The organism is Thalassolituus alkanivorans (genome assembly GCF_020447205.1).
Taxonomy (GTDB): domain Bacteria; phylum Pseudomonadota; class Gammaproteobacteria; order Pseudomonadales; family Oceanobacteraceae; genus Venatoribacter; species Venatoribacter alkanivorans.
This window is the reverse complement of sequence record NZ_JAJAEL010000035.1, coordinates 367,367-382,146: the sequence shown is the minus strand read 5'-3', so window position 1 is coordinate 382,146 and position 14,780 is coordinate 367,367. Positions and strand designations below refer to the sequence as shown.

Here is a 14,780-nt window from a genome sequence, read left to right as displayed (position 1 = left end):
AAAAAAAAATGACCGGGTGTGACAAAACGGTCAGAAGGGCATTTTAAAACGATCAGATGGTGGTATATAGGATCAGAGTTTGTTCCAGATGGAATCAAAGTCATCTTCACCCAGTCCCGGCGTTTGCTGCATCCCTGATGACTGAGCCTGACTGGCTGCACCGGCACTGCGGAACTGAAACTGACTGAAACTGCTGGTTGATGTCAGTCGCTTGGTCAGCTGATAACGACCCTGTAATTCAGGATACATTAATTCGACCTTATTGCCTGTGCGGAAGGGGATGCGCGGCAGCAGCAGTGTTGCAGGCTGAGCAATGGCCTTGATTGCGGGCAACAGCAACGCTCTCATATAAGGACCGTTGCTGCCGGTTTTCTGCAGTAACCGCGCTGCGCCGACTTCGGCTTTTGGGGCTAACAGTTCAACGCCGAGCTGTGTACCCTGATCGCGCAGGTGACGAATCCAGCGGATCACACCGATGGACCAGTGTTTAACTCCGCGCTCCTGAATGCCTAATAATTCTCCGGCCTGAATACTGGCCGGCACTTCTCCGTTCCAGTGAATACAGTAACCGCCCGGGCTGGTATTAATCAGATCAACCTGATGTGCAGGGTATTTTGTGGTGACTTCGTCACTGCTTTCTTCCTGCGCTTTGTGTTTATTGATGAACTCAATGGCATCAATATTCAGTGCGGTATTTTCGGCAATACGGGCACCACCGGCATCGAAGGCATTAGCCCAGACATCGCCTTCGCTGCTGGCTTTGCCGACATCAACGCTGCGCTCAACCTCGCCTTCCAGAGTCTTGGGTTTCACTGAGGCCAGCATCTTTTCGAAATCCTGCTGACCACCGCTGTAATAGTGGGTTGCAGAAAGTCCGATGCAAATACGCAGCTGGCCTTCAGTCTGTGCCCGGCGGAAGGAGCGCTGCCAGTGGATTCCCCAGGACTGAATGGCGTGGGACAGCAGGTTGTCGCTGAGTTTGCCGGGAACGGTAATCTGATGGGTGCCATTAGGATTGGCTGCCCAGTGTTTTAGTGCTTGTACCAGCTGCGCGGTATTCAGGCTGCGGAACAACGGCTTTTGTGCATCTCGCAGGTGCTGGCGGTACTGTCCCGGACGATCACGGTGCAGGTTAATAATAAACAGAGCGCTCTCATCGTCGGCGGCAGACAGAGAAGCAGATTCCGCCCACAGCTCGCTGGCATCGTACAGTTGAGCCAGATCCTGCTGGCGCAGGTTATTAGGCTTGGCGGTTCCGAGCAGGTGAGCGCGGATATACACATCCTGAATAGTGGATGTGGATAAGAAACGGGTCTGGCGGTCACTGACTTTATAGGTCAGCAATTTGTGCATTTCTGCCAGCAGATAAAGCTGGTTGATCTCCAGCCAGGCGTGCTCCGGCGGCTGACAATACAGCTGGAAAGCACGCAGTATGGTTTGATTGGTATCGGAAATCGCGCGGTGGATCGCCAGCGTAACCACTTTGGAGGGCTTGTCTGCCGGTGCAACACGGCTGATGCTGTGCGCCACAACCATCTTATAACCGGTGGCCAGATGTCCCTGCAGCGCCTGACTGAGATTGGCGATTTTCAGCTGTTTATCGTTCAGTGATATGGACGATTGCAGAAAGTGTTTATTCAGCAGGGTGCAGATGGAATAGATGTAAGGCCGCACCACTTCCAGCACTTTAAAGCGCAGCAACGGGTCGGTGTTCCATTGATTCAGCTCGCGGATAGCCTGATATAACTGACGTGCAGCTTCACCGGTGTTGGCCATAGGTAATTCTTTGGCCCACTGGGTAACGCCCTCAACATTACCCGCACAAAATGATGGCTGCGCGAGAGGCGTTGTCGGTATGTGCAGTTTTATCGGTGTTTTCGGGCTTTCCATGCAATCCTGCTGTGATTAAACCAAAGTTTTTCATCCGGCGGATTTTTGCCGAACCTCATACACAGTATAGCGACTTTGCCGTAAGTGCATGTGATTCATAGCAAAAGCCTACTTCCTTATAGGCAATATCCGTTTACCTGTCGAGGTTGATTGGGGACTTGTTCGCTTTGCCTGCTTCCTCGCGAACCAGGCGTGGAACCAGGTATCCGGGTAATTCAGCCAGTAGTTGCCGGTACAAAAACACGGCCTCCTGCTCGCTGATATCAAAATGATGAGCCCCCCGGACTGAATCAAGCAGGTGAAGGTAATAAGGCAGCACCCCAAATTCAAACAACCGTTCGCTTAAATCAGACAGAATACCGAGCGTGTTGTTCACTTTTCTCAGCAATACGGCTTGGTTCAGCAGGGTAACACCGCTCTGACGAAGTGCCTGTAATGGCAGACGCAGGGCGTCACTGAGTTCGGTTGGATGATTGATATGCAGAACCATGCTGACCTGCAGACGGTTGTTGCTCAGCAGGCTTTGCAGTGCCGGGGTCAGACGCTGCGGAATCACGACTGGAAGGCGACTGTGAATGCGCAGACGGCGTACATGCGGAATGGCTTCTATCAGGGTAACCAGTTCCTGCAGGGCATCATCCTGCAGCAGTAAAGGATCGCCGCCACTGAGGATCACTTCGCTGATGCTGCTATCCGTCGCGACATAATTCAGCGCTTCTGCCCACTGCTTGCGGCTGATGCGGTTGTCGCCATAGGCAAAGTGGCGGCGGAAACAATAGCGGCAGTTAATGGCACAACCGCTGGTGGCCAGCAGCAGTACCCGGCCGCGGTATTTGTGAATAATCCCTGGCTGGATATTGGTGTCTTTTTCCGCCAGTGGGTCGGTGATATAGCCCGGCCGGTGTTCGTTTTCCGTTGCCTGCGGCAGCACTTGCAGCAGTAATGGATCGGTTGCATTGCCGCTCTGCATCAGTGCGGCATAAGTCCGGGGTACCAGCATGCTGAATTCCTGACAGGCCTGCAGGCGTTCTGGCATCTCTGACAGTGGCAAATCGAGGTATTCCAGCAGTTCTTGTGGGCGGCGGAATGCCTGGGCCAGAATCTGCTGCCAGTCTTCGCCCTCAACAGCGGCGGCAGATCGCGTTATGATAGGCAACTTGATATGAATTCCTAAGAAGCGATTAATTTAAAACGGGTTATTACATGGCGAATTATTCTACCAACGAATTTAAATCAGGTCTTAAAGTCATGCTGGATGGCGAGCCCTGTTCCATTCTGGATAACGAATACGTTAAGCCGGGTAAAGGCCAGGCGTTTAACCGCGTTAAATTGCGCAACCTGCGTAATGGCCGTGTGGTGGAAAAAACCTTCAAGTCGGGTGATTCGCTGGAAGGCGCCGATGTGATGGAACTGGAGATGGAATATCTCTACAACGACGGTGAATTCTGGCATTTCATGGCCACCGACGGTTCTTTTGAACAGCATGCTGCCTCTCAGGAAGCGCTGGGCGATACGGTAAAGTGGCTGAAAGAACAGGAAATCTACACCATTACTCTGTTCAACGGTGCTGTACTGACTGTCGCTCCGCCAAACTTTGTTGAGCTGGAAGTGGTGGAAACCGATCCGGGCCTGAAAGGCGATACTGCTCAGGGTGGTAACAAGCCGGCCACGCTGACCACCGGTGCTGTGGTTAAAGTGCCGCTGTTTATTAATATTGGTGACAAGCTGCGTATCGACACCCGCAGCGGCGACTACGTCAGCCGCGCCTGAGTCCTTGGCGCTGTTACAGGAGGGAGCTTTACGCTCCCTTTTTTATGTCTTTTTTATGTTTTTATACCGACATCAACAGGTAACCCATGAACTGGCAACCTTCTGCCGAAATGCATGCGCTGCGTTCCCGCGCCCGGATGAATCAGCAGATCCGGCAGTTTTTTGCTGCCCGCGATGTACTCGAAGTCGAAACCCCGGTGCTGGCCTCAGCACCGGTCTCTGATCCGAATATCGAGCCCATGTGCACCAGCGAACAGCGCTGGCTACAGACTTCCCCTGAATATGCGATGAAGCGCCTGCTGTGTGCCGGCAGTGGCGATATTTTTCAGATTGCGCGGGTGTTTCGCCGTGGTGAAGCCGGGCGGCGTCATAACCCGGAATTCAGCATGCTGGAATGGTACCGGGTAGGCTTTGATCATCGTCGGCTGATGGATGAAGTTGCCGAGCTTGTAACGCAGTTATTGTCAGCCCGTTACCCGCAACTGCCACGGCTTAACCTGAGCTATGACGAGGCCATGAAAGGTTACGCCGGGCTGGACGTTCATTCTGCCAGTAATGAGCAGATTGCTGTGCTGGGTCAGCAACTGGCAGGACAGGATCTGCAGCTCAGCCGCGATGGCTGGCTGGATGTGATTATGAGTCATCAGGTCGAACCGTCTCTGCCGGCAGATACTCTGGTGTTTATCGATGATTTTCCGGCCTCACAGGCGGCATTGGCGCGGGTCAGTAACAACACTGAGGGTGTCGCGGTGGCACAGCGTTTCGAGTTGTATTTCAACGGTGCTGAGCTGGCTAATGGTTACCACGAACTGACCGATGCAGAAGAGCAGCGGCGGCGTTTTGTGCAGGAGGCCGGCGGCCGTCCGATTGATGAATATTTACTGGCGGCACTGGAGCATGGCTTACCAGACTGTGCCGGCGTGGCAATGGGGCTCGACCGTTTATTAATGCTGGTTCAGGACAGCGGCAATATTGCCGATGTGCTGAGTTTTGACTGGAGCCGTGCCTGAATCAGGCAACAGAGAGAGAAGCTTTATCGGCTCTCAGGCTCAGTTGTATCTGTTGACCGGCAGGGCTGAAGCCAAAGCGTGACAGCTGCTGCTGTATGGTGGGGTTTATATCGGTCTGATGGACAACAATTTTGCTCCAGCCAGCCTGGCGTGCCTGATTGATCGCGGCCTGTAACAGCATACTGCCTGCTCCCTGACCCTGATACGCCGGCAGTACCGCCATATCATTCAGCCGCATAATGGCCGGTTGGTCGCTGCCGGGATTGAGGCTGCTCAGGGTCAGCATGGCAATGACTTCTTCCTGATCGCGGATGCAGAGTACCAGGGCATGTTCTTTTGCCAGCAGCAGATTACCCAGACGGCGTACCTGCTGATGGCGGCGGCCAAAAAAGTCACCTTCCTGTGTTTCCAGCAGCGACGCCAGGTCACAAAGTGCAGATATATCTGAAGTTGAAGCCGTATCGATATACATCGTCTACCCACCGCTGCAGTAATTCATAAACTGATCAGGAATGCAGAAGCTTACCCCGGATAAAAGGTGCTTGCCCAGACAATTGCTGATAAATGTGTAGGCATTGTTGCCGTTGGTCATAATATCGCGGTGATATTGGAGAAGCCGTGCTGAACTTCGCAATTTGTCCAATCGGGCCAGAAAATTGAGGGCAGCGCACAGAAGCGCTGCCCGGAAAGCATCAGGCTTCTTTATTGCGGCTGAACATCTTGCGGCCCAGAGCGGCCAGACCGAGCACAATAAAGACACCAAACTTCTTCAGGAACACCAGCGTCAGTGCCAGGAAACCGGTTTTGGCCAGTACCTTACCGGTAATCAGTGCGCCCAGACCGTAAGCGGCTACTTTATCCATATCCGGGTTAAAGTCGGCATAGGTTGAGCCCTGATCAAACTCAGCGATGTTCAGCACGGCACTCAGGTTGCTCTCGATGGTTGTCAGCTGATCGACACTGGCAATGAAGTTCAGCACCAGAACGCCCTTACGGCCCAGCACGCGGATGTTGTAGTTCAGCGTGTGCAGCTCTTCATCACCAAAGCGCAGCTCTTTGGCCCAGTGCAGTTTCTTTGCGCTGGCATCGTAATAGGGCGCGGCAGCCCAGCCGATCAGCTCAATGGATTCATAACCCATAGCGGCGCGTTCTTTGTTTTCTGCGCGGATATCATCCTTCATCTGTTGCAGCAGTTCGTTGTAGTCGATGTCGGCAGCGTCTTCGTCAGAAACGTAGCCTTCTTCTTCATATTCAATGATTACTGCCCAGGAATTGTCATCAAACGGCGTCTGATCCGCAGGGAACAGCATGCCGAGAACATTCTGGCCCGGAATATTGCCCCAGACATCTACCAGTACACGCTCACTGTCATTGCCATCAAGAAAGTAGAAACCTTCCGGTACATGCAGGGTGGCGCCGGCGCCATAGAGAGGAATGTCGCCTTGCTGGCGGTTAAGGGAGTCCCAGAATTGCTGGGCAGTCATGCCGCTTTCTTCTTCAGCGCAGACAAACAGGGATACAGCCAGCAGTACGATACTGGCAAGCAGACGGTTAAACATCGTATTTCCTTACACGGAGATAGTTAAAGTCAGAAGATCCATTTCGGCGGTGTTAACCACGGCTGGAAGGATATGCCGGTATCCGGCAATGTAAGGAATTGTCAGGGAGCTCCGGGTTTTATGCAACCCGGAGCTGACAGATATATCAGTCGGCTTTGGCGATGGCTTCGCCCATGCGCAGCGGCGAGTCGGCTTTGAGCTGATCCAGCCAGTCGATTTTGTCCTTGCCGAAGCAGAGAACAACGGTCGAGCCGAGCAGGAAGCGACCCATTTCTTCACCTTTCTGCAGGGTAACAGGCTGCGGGTTAGTGAAGTCGGTGACTTTCAGCTGACGTTTCGGCGGGGTAATCAGTCCGGCCCAGACGGTTTCAATCGCGGCCACAATCATGGCTCCAACCAGAACCATAGCCATCGGGCCATGCTCGGTATCGAAGATGGCAACCAGACGCTCATTACGGGCAAACAGACGCGGAACATTTTCGGCGGTGGTTTTGTTCACTGAAAACAGGTCGCCCGGCACATAAACCACTTCACGCAGGGTGCCGGTCACCGGCATATGCACGCGGTGATAATCCTTTGGCGACAGGTAAATAGTCGCGAACTCACCGCCCATAAAGGGTTCTGCACGCTGGGTGTCACCACCGAGCAGTTCGATCAGCGAGTAGTCCTGACCTTTGGCCTGGAAAATACGGCCGTTTTCAATGGGCCCCAGCTGGGACACCGCACCATCGGCCGGAGAAACAATCACATCATCACCGCTGGCGATGGTGCGTGCGCCGTCTTCCAGCTCGCGCGTAAAGAAGTCGTTAAAGCAGCGGAATTCCTCGGCGGTTTTACGCTGCGCTTCGTTCATGTTGACGTCGTACTGATCGATAAAGGCACGGATCAGCGGATTTTTGATCCAGCTGGTTTCGCAGCTGGCCAGCCAGCCAACTGCACGGGATAACAGGTGTTGTGGTAACAGATACTGGGCGCCGATAAAGGCTTGATCTTTAAATGACATGGGATTCCTCAGGGTTGGCTGCCAGTGCTGACAGGAGTGGCCGGGTCGTTGCCCCATTCGGACCAGGAGCCGGCATAGCCTTTGATGTTCAGGCCAAGAATTTTTCCGACCAGATAGGTAAAGCCGGAACGGTGATGGGTCTGACAGTGGGTGGCGATTTCTTTGCTGCTATCGATGCCCATCTCTGCCAGTAACTGACGGAAGCCGTTCAGTTCGTTAATGCGCAGACCGCGGGATTTATCCATTCCCAGCGTCCACTCGTAGTTCACCGCGCCGGGGATATGTCCGCCGCGTTGTGAAATCACTTTTTCGCCGCTGTATTCCGCTGCAGAGCGGGCATCCCAGATAGCAAAATCCGGCTGGCCGATACGGGCAATAATCTGATCTTTGTCCAGTGCAAATTCATGGTGCAGTGCGCCCACCTGATAGCCGGACGCTTGTACTTTATGCTCACCACTTTCGGTCGGCAGACCGGCTTCACGCCAGGCAACAATGCCGCCGTTGAGATAGGAATAGTGCTGGTGACCGATCATATCCAGTACCCAGATCAGACGTCCGGCCCAGCCGCCGCCTTCATCGTCCGAGCAGATAACATGGGTATCCGGGGTCAGCCCCAGTTCACTGAATACTTCGGACAGCTGCTCAACCGGTGGTAACTTGCCGGGGACCGGCTGGCCGCTGCATTGCAGACGTTTGAAATCCAGATGCACGGCACCGGTGATGTGCTGCTGCAGGTAATCTTCGTATTTCGCCTGCTCAATAATCAGTACTTTGCCCTGGGCCGGCGTCAGGGGTAATTGCGCCGCCAGCGCTTCCGGTTCCAGCAACAGAGGAAAATCTGCCATGGAAAACTCCGCCAGTGTGAATAATAAAGGCGAGAGTTTATCCAAGCCGGGGACGGATGTCAGGCGCCGCTTGCGTCAGCGCTTATGGCTGACCGTGGTTTGCGGCTGCGCGGCGCCGTTTTTCGGTGTTGGCTTTCAGGGTTGCCAGACTCTGGCTGGTAACCTGACAGAGGTTTTTAAAGCTGATGTATTCCGCCTGGGATAATTCCGGCTGATGTTCGGCGGCAAAACCCATTACCAAACCTATCGGAGCTGCGCCGGCGTCAATCGACATCATCATGGTCTGCTGTGGAATCAGCTCGCTGGTGGCAGCTGGCAGATGCTGCAGAAAACGTTGGCGGTTGTCGCTGTTAAGCAACAGGCTGGATTGTTTTTCCAGCAATTTGTTGAACAACGAAGGCTTACGCAGGTCGACCACAAAACGCCGCATCGGCGCCTGTTCGCTCATGCCTTCAGCATAAAACACCTTCAGTACGGTTTTGTCTTTATTCAGCAAAGCAATGCAGGCCGCCGACAGACCGATACCTTCGCAAACCCCTTTCAGCATGCCACGCATCAGATAGTGCCAGTCGCCGAAGCTGTCCGGTTCCTGCTGCAGCTGGCGCAGCAGTTTCTTCATATATTTATCGTCGCTGTGGCGCTCTTCAGGCTCTGCATTAACCGCTGGTGTTGCCCTGCGCTCATGATAAGGCTGTGCCTGCTCCTCGTGCACTGGCTGCTTAGGTGCGGCATTTTCTGTATCAATCCAGGGGTATTCGTGGACGGCTGGTTGCGGGCTGAGCAGCAGCTGCAGGCCGGTAGAAATACCGCTGTGCTGTTGCTTGCTGGTTTGCACCTGCAGCTGGCGCAGTTCCGGTTGCAGCATGTGCTGCGGTTTGCCAAGCCAATGGCTGACCAGAGTTTGCCAGCGTTTGCTGTGACGACCGTCAGGGGCAATATGCCAATGCCAGGCGAGGCTGTTTGCCATCAGGCTGATCATCGCTGGTTGTTGGCAGTGATGCAGCAGCGGGCGCTGATTGTCCAGATCGCGAGGGTCATGATGACGCAAAACCCGCCATTGTTCGGCATCTGGCCAGTTTTCTTTGTTGAATACTGCCGTGGCCATAACGGGTAGCGACAGCTGTTTATTCAGTTTCTGTATGGCAGAAAGCTGGCTGCCGAAAATAGCCCGGGTACTTTCGGCCAGCTCACAGCCACGACTTAGCAGGTGCAGCCAGTTCTGCGCCGGTTTGTAGTTCAGCAGTGCCAGCCATAGCGGAGCAGAGGTCAGCATGGTGCTCCAGCGGGCATAGCTGACGGAGGTATTACCTTTACTGGCGGCCCATACTGCGGCCAGATTGCCCGCCAGCTGGGCCGTTAACAGTGCATTGCGGTAAAGCTGAGCGGCGGGATCTTCAGTCTCCGCTGAGACGACAGGCAGCTGCTTCATCAGCTTAACCAGTTCCTGCATACCCAGCAGAGACAGGCAGCTGGCAGCCCCTGAAATCTGTTCGTTGCAGCCGGGATGGCGCTCCACGCTAAGGCGTAATAAATGCAGGCAAAGCGCCGGATCGCGCTCAATTGAGCTGGCGAGGTCTTCAAAGCTGACGCTGCGGTTATGCATTTGCTGGCGGATACGCTCACGCGATTCCTCCAGAACGGGAAAGTCATGACAGTCTGCGAGCGTCTGCCAGAGTGTTGCCGGTGGTTTTGCTATCGATAAGTGTGTCATGACCCTGTTTGTGTAACAGCCGTTTGTAGCCTTTACTTAACTATAGAAGTGTCTGAATAAACCTGCACAGCTCTCGGCTCTGGCATTCGGCTTTGCTCGGCATCCTGTATCTCTGCCGTCGTGTACGAGTCTTTCCGGGTTATTCAGAGACTCCTGTAGTCTTAATCTTTCCCTCCGGGAGTTGTTGCACCAAGGACTCTAGTGAATGCTGTTTTTAATTGGGCTGGTGATCGTAATCGGAAGTGTGCTGTACGGCTATGTCATGTCTCATGGCAATTTGCTAGCGCTATGGCAGCCCTTCGAAATTCTGATTATTTGTGGTTCCGCGTTCGGAGCCTTTTTGCTATCGAATCCGTGGCATGTGGTACTGCAGTGTTTCAAACTGACACCACAGGTCATTATGGGCAGCAAGGTCAATAAGGCGATGTATATGGATGTACTCGGCCTGATTTATGACATCCTGAATAAAGCCCGGCGTGAAGGCATTATGGCGATTGAAGCTGATGTGGAAAGCCCGGCGTCCAGCGCAGTGTTCTCCCGTTATCCGGCGATCCAGGCGAACGAAGAACTGGCTCATTTTATTGCCGATTATTTCCGTATTATTGCGGCCGGTAACCTGACTTCATTTGAACTGGAAGCTCTGATGGATCAGGAAATTGATGCCCGTCTGCACGAACTGGAATTACCGGGTAATGCAGTGGGTAAGGTTGCCGATGCGTTACCGGGCTTTGGTATCGTGGCGGCAGTACTGGGTATTGTAATCACCATGGGTGCCATCGGTGGCGAGGTCAGTGAGATTGGTGCGCACGTAGCCGCCGCACTGGTCGGTACTTTCAGTGGGGTATTTCTGGCGTACGGTATTGTTGGCCCGGTGAGCGCGGTGATGCGTCATCTGGCAGAAGAAGAAATTAAACTCTACGAAGCCAGTAAGTCCTGCATCATTGCTTCTCTTAACGGCTTGCCACCACAGCTTGCGGTTGAGTTTGGACGTAAGTCATTGTTTACCCATGGCCGCCCGAGCTTTACCGAAGTTGAAAGCAAGGTTCGTGGTCGCTGATGGAAAATCTAGGTCCTCACCAGAATATTATTGTCCGGCGTAAGAAAAAGGGCCGGCATGACGACCATGGCGGCGCCTGGAAAGTCGCTATGGCTGACTTTGCTCTGGCGATGATGGCGCTGTTTCTGGTGCTGTGGGTAATTAACTCCTCCAATGAGCAGGAACGCGCGGCTATCTCTGGGTATTTTCAGGATCCGAAGGCCTTTGAAGATGGCAAAAAAGTGCCGTCTAAATACGTCATCGATCTGGGTGGTTCACCTTCTGTGTCGGATAACGTCTCTGAATCGGAAACCATCGATCCGGAAGATATTCTGCAGGCCGAAGAAATTGAAAGTCTGGCCGAAGCGATTGAGAAAAAACGGATGGAAGATATGAAAGCGCAGATTGAAGCGCAGATTAACGCCAGTCCTACTCTCAGTCCGTTCAAAAATCAGCTGCTGCTGGATATCACCACCGAAGGTCTGCGTCTGCAGATTGTCGATCAGACCAAACGTCCGATGTTTGATCCCGGCAGTGCACGGCTTAAATATTATTCTGAAGATATTCTGTGGGAACTGGCGCCGTTACTGGCCACCATGGAGCACCGTTTATCCATTGCCGGTCACACCGATTCATCCCGTGCCGGCGGTACCCGCGATGAAGATGATGCTAACTGGGGTTTATCCTCCCTGCGGGCAGATTCGGCACGCCGGGCATTAATGGAAGCTGGCGTACCTAAATCGCAGATCGCGCAGGTGATTGGTATGGGGGATACCGCACCACTGAAACCGGATGATCCGGGTAATGAAGTGAATCGTCGTATTTCCATTACACTGCTGAACAGAAAATCGGAAGAGACTGTGCGTGACCGTTCCGGTGGTGAGCCACAGGTGGAATTTATCGACAGCAATAATCAGGCTCCGGGTGACGCCCGTCAGCCGGTTATTAATAAAGCGGGGTCATTACTGGAAGAGCTGCGTAAAAAACGCGAATCAAAAGATAATACCTACGATAATCCACCGAATAAAAATGAGGCGTTCTGGTAGTTACAGAGCCATCAGAAACAATATAAAAAAACGGCAGCCTGAGGCTGCCGTTTTTTATATGCATTGCATACTCAGAGTTCGGTCAGTGTTTGCAGGATACGCTGATAACTCTGGAAACGTTCGGGTTTTACCTTACCTTCTTCAACCGCCGTACGGATCGCACAGCCCGGCTCCTGATTATGGGCGCAGTCGCGGAAGCGGCAATAACCGGCCAGTGGGCGTAATTCGCGGAAGCCATACAAGACTTCATCTTCACTCATATGCCACAGACCAAACTCACGGATTCCCGGGGAATCAATCAGATCACCGCCAGCCGGAAAGTGATACAGGCGCGCGGTGGTGGTGGTGTGTTTCCCCTTGCGGGTATTTTCTGACAAGGCACCGACTTTTAATTCTTCACCCGGCAGCAGGGTGGCAATTAATGAAGACTTACCAACCCCCGACTGGCCAACAAAAACACTGATGCGGCCATTCAGGAATTCTTTCAGTTCGCCCAGACTGCTGTCGTCTTTGCTGCATACCCGCAGAGTGCGGTAGCCCAGATCTTCATAAGCACCGAGCAGCTGGTCAAAATGACCACGGTTACTGTCATTCAACAGGTCGGTTTTATTGAGCAGAATAATGGGCTCGATATCGCAGTTTTCGGCGGCCACCAGATAGCGGTCAATCAGGTTACTGTGTGCTTCAGGTTCCGGTGCCACAACCAGCACAATAAAGTCGATATTGGCCGCTACCGGCTTAATTTCGTTATAAGGGTTGGGGCGGGATAATTCGGAGCTGCGCTTCAGTACCGTTTCGACAACCCCGGAGTGTAGGCCGTTATGCTCAGCGCCCGGGCGGAATACTACGCGGTCACCGGTGACCAGAGAGCCCAGATTCGCGCGCAGGTAGCAGCGATAACGCTGAGCGCCTTCTGCGCGGCTTTCGATTTCCACCTGAGTGCCGAAGTGCGCAATCACCTGACCTTCGCATTCATCGCCCAGTTCGCCGGCGTTCAGCTGCTCGGCAATTCCGCTTTCTTTCTGCTGGGCGCGCTTGGCTTTTTCTTCCTGGATTTTCTCCACGCGCCAGGCCTGGCGTTTGGTCAGTTTACGTTTGCTCATCAATCTTCGCTGTAGTGAGGGCAAGGCGGCCATTGTCCGTGTTGGCCGGGGCTGGTGCAAGTTGCTAAACTGCCGCTATGTATCTATGAGCAAGCCGTTATGAGCCAAAACGAAAATTTAGTCTGGATGGACCTGGAAATGACCGGTCTGGAGCCAGAGCAGGATGTGATTATCGAAATCGCGACCATAGTCACCGACAGCAACCTCAACATTATTGCCGAAGGCCCGGTGCTGGCGGTTCATCAGCCCGATGTATTGCTCGATGCCATGGATGAGTGGAATACCAAAACCCACGGCAACTCTGGCCTGACCGAGCGGGTGCGCAACAGCAGTACCAATGCCCGTGAAGCCGAACGGTTAACGCTGGAATTCCTGCGTCAGCATGTGAAACCGGGCACTTCACCACTGTGTGGCAACAGCATTCATCAGGATCGCCGCTTTCTGGTGAAATATATGCCGGAGCTGGAAGCCTATATGCACTATCGCAATATTGATGTGTCCACGCTGAAAGAGCTGGCCAAGCGCTGGAAACCGTCGGCGGTGTCATCTTTCCAGAAGAAAGGCAGCCATCAGGCGCTGGATGATATCAAAGAGTCGATTGCTGAAATGCAGCACTACCGTGAGCACTTTCTGGCGTTGTAAGAGCTTGGCAGGCCAGATCCTGTGCAATAAAAAAAAGCCCCGCGATTGCGGGGCTTTTTTATAACCGGCAGGAGCGCTCAGTCTTGCGCCTCTGTGCTATGCAGCAGGCAGATCTGATCCCGGCCATTATTTTTGGCCCGGTATAACGCCCGATCGGCCAGATCCATCAGATCGGTTTCGCTCTCCAGTCCGCGTGCCGATGAGCCGGCAATGCCGATGCTGAGGGTGATTTTCAGATTCGCAGCAACATCGGGAAAACGGAGAGTACGCACCCGGCTGAGGATGCGTTTGGCCAACTCTGCGGCTTGTCGTGGTTCGCAGTCATCCAGAATAATCAGAAATTCTTCACCGCCGTAACGGCCAATCGCATCCTGCGGCCGCAATGCCTGACGCAAGGCTGAAGCGATGTTCTGCAGAACTTTATCGCCAGTAGTATGGCCGTAGGTGTCGTTCACTTTTTTGAAGTGATCGGCATCGATCATCAGCACCGATAGCGGCGTAAGATTCAGCAGGTGGCGCTGAAAGGCACGGTGCAGAATCTGTTTGATGGTGCCCTGATTCCACAGCCGGGTCAGGCTGTCGATCCGCGCCTGCTGATAGGCTTCGTCCAGCTCGCTGATCAGCTGTACCTGAGCATCGCTTATCTGGGTCAGGTTAAGTTCGGTTTGCGCCCAGCTGGCGATATCGGCGAGGGCAGACAGATCGTCCTCGCTGAAAGTTCGTGGTTTGGTATCAACAATGCACAGCGTGCCGACATTTTGTTCGCGGCTTTTGAGCAGGTAACCGGCATAAAAACGCGCATAAGGCGCGCCTGTAACGTAGGGGTTGTCGGCGAAGCGCGGGTCCTGAGTCATGTCTTCACAGATCAGATATTCGTCTTCCAGCAGAGTGTGCTGGCAGAGTGCATCAGAGCGCGGCGTGCTGATCAGGTCGAGGCCATGAATCGACTTGAGCCACTGGGTTTCGTCATCAATCAGCGACAGATACGCAACCGGGACATCAAATAACCGGCACAGTGTCCGGGTTATACGATCAAAGCGGTCTTCCAACGGCAGGTAGAGAATATCCAGTTCCTTTAATGCCTGGAGGCGCTGATGTTCGCGGGCCGGATGTGAGGCAACGGTCATAAAGGTCTCCAACAGCTGAGGCGTCTGCAAAATCGCCC

General features: G+C 53.6%; 14 protein-coding genes. 5 read left to right on the top strand and 9 right to left on the bottom strand.

Going from position 1 to position 14,780, the window contains the following annotated elements; translation table 11 throughout:
* Positions 1–72 precede the first annotated feature (72 nt).
* A complete protein-coding gene (locus LGT44_RS12285) occupies positions 73–1,890 on the bottom strand; it encodes a GTPase (RefSeq protein WP_230333618.1) in 1,818 nt (605 codons plus the stop codon).
* Positions 1,891–2,023: 133 nt separating this feature from the next.
* Positions 2,024–3,046, bottom strand: a complete 1,023-nt coding sequence (gene epmB, locus LGT44_RS12280) for an EF-P beta-lysylation protein EpmB (RefSeq protein ID WP_230332616.1) — start codon at positions 3,044–3,046, stop codon at positions 2,024–2,026.
* Between the two features lie 47 nt (positions 3,047–3,093).
* On the opposite strand from epmB, the gene efp reads away from it, so the two are divergent.
* Both efp and epmA read left to right on the top strand, forming a co-directional pair.
* A complete protein-coding gene (gene efp, locus LGT44_RS12275) occupies positions 3,094–3,660 on the top strand; it encodes an elongation factor P (protein ID WP_145469881.1) in 567 nt (188 codons plus the stop codon).
* 86 nt (positions 3,661–3,746) lie between these two features.
* Positions 3,747–4,670 (top strand): EF-P lysine aminoacylase EpmA, encoded by a 924-nt coding sequence (gene epmA, locus LGT44_RS12270; protein ID WP_230332617.1) that lies wholly within the window; start codon positions 3,747–3,749, stop codon positions 4,668–4,670.
* A 1-nt stretch (position 4,671) separates the two neighbouring features.
* Here the strand turns inward: epmA and LGT44_RS12265 are convergent, their stop codons facing one another.
* The 5 genes from LGT44_RS12265 to LGT44_RS12245 all read right to left on the bottom strand — a co-directional run bounded on the left by LGT44_RS12265 (position 4,672) and on the right by LGT44_RS12245 (position 9,788).
* On the bottom strand, positions 4,672–5,142 hold the full coding sequence (locus LGT44_RS12265) for a GNAT family N-acetyltransferase (protein WP_230332618.1): 471 nt from the start codon (positions 5,140–5,142) through the stop codon (positions 4,672–4,674).
* Between the two features lie 220 nt (positions 5,143–5,362).
* Positions 5,363–6,229 carry a DUF2167 domain-containing protein gene (locus LGT44_RS12260; RefSeq protein WP_230332619.1) on the bottom strand — a complete coding sequence of 289 codons (867 nt, stop codon included), beginning with the start codon at positions 6,227–6,229 and terminating at the stop codon, positions 5,363–5,365.
* A 145-nt stretch (positions 6,230–6,374) separates the two neighbouring features.
* Positions 6,375–7,232, bottom strand: coding sequence for an archaetidylserine decarboxylase (gene asd / locus LGT44_RS12255; protein WP_145469877.1), 858 nt, complete (start codon positions 7,230–7,232; stop codon positions 6,375–6,377).
* Positions 7,233–7,240: 8 nt separating this feature from the next.
* The gene (locus LGT44_RS12250; RefSeq protein WP_230332620.1) at positions 7,241–8,077 is read right to left on the bottom strand and encodes a sulfurtransferase; all 837 of its coding nucleotides are present in this window, start codon (positions 8,075–8,077) and stop codon (positions 7,241–7,243) included.
* Between the two features lie 82 nt (positions 8,078–8,159).
* Entirely contained in the window at positions 8,160–9,788 is a 1,629-nt protein-coding gene (locus LGT44_RS12245) for an HDOD domain-containing protein (RefSeq protein WP_145469875.1), read from the bottom strand.
* A gap of 205 nt (positions 9,789–9,993) precedes the next feature.
* On the opposite strand from LGT44_RS12245, the gene motA reads away from it, so the two are divergent.
* Positions 9,994–10,845 (top strand): flagellar motor stator protein MotA, encoded by an 852-nt coding sequence (motA, locus tag LGT44_RS12240; RefSeq protein WP_145469874.1) that lies wholly within the window; start codon positions 9,994–9,996, stop codon positions 10,843–10,845.
* A complete protein-coding gene (motB, locus tag LGT44_RS12235) occupies positions 10,845–11,870 on the top strand; it encodes a flagellar motor protein MotB (RefSeq protein ID WP_145469873.1) in 1,026 nt (341 codons plus the stop codon). The genes motA and motB overlap by 1 nt, the downstream gene beginning before the upstream one ends.
* A gap of 71 nt (positions 11,871–11,941) precedes the next feature.
* Here the strand turns inward: motB and rsgA are convergent, their stop codons facing one another.
* Complete coding sequence (gene rsgA / locus LGT44_RS12230) at positions 11,942–12,973, bottom strand: small ribosomal subunit biogenesis GTPase RsgA (protein WP_230332621.1); 1,032 nt, start codon at positions 12,971–12,973, stop codon at positions 11,942–11,944.
* Positions 12,974–13,072: 99 nt separating this feature from the next.
* On the opposite strand from rsgA, the gene orn reads away from it, so the two are divergent.
* Entirely contained in the window at positions 13,073–13,615 is a 543-nt protein-coding gene (gene orn, locus LGT44_RS12225; protein WP_145469871.1) for an oligoribonuclease, read from the top strand.
* A gap of 77 nt (positions 13,616–13,692) precedes the next feature.
* Here the strand turns inward: orn and LGT44_RS12220 are convergent, their stop codons facing one another.
* Positions 13,693–14,742: a sensor domain-containing diguanylate cyclase gene (locus LGT44_RS12220; protein ID WP_230332622.1), complete on the bottom strand. Its 1,050-nt coding sequence runs from the start codon at positions 14,740–14,742 to the stop codon at positions 13,693–13,695.
* Positions 14,743–14,780: the final 38 nt, after the last annotated feature.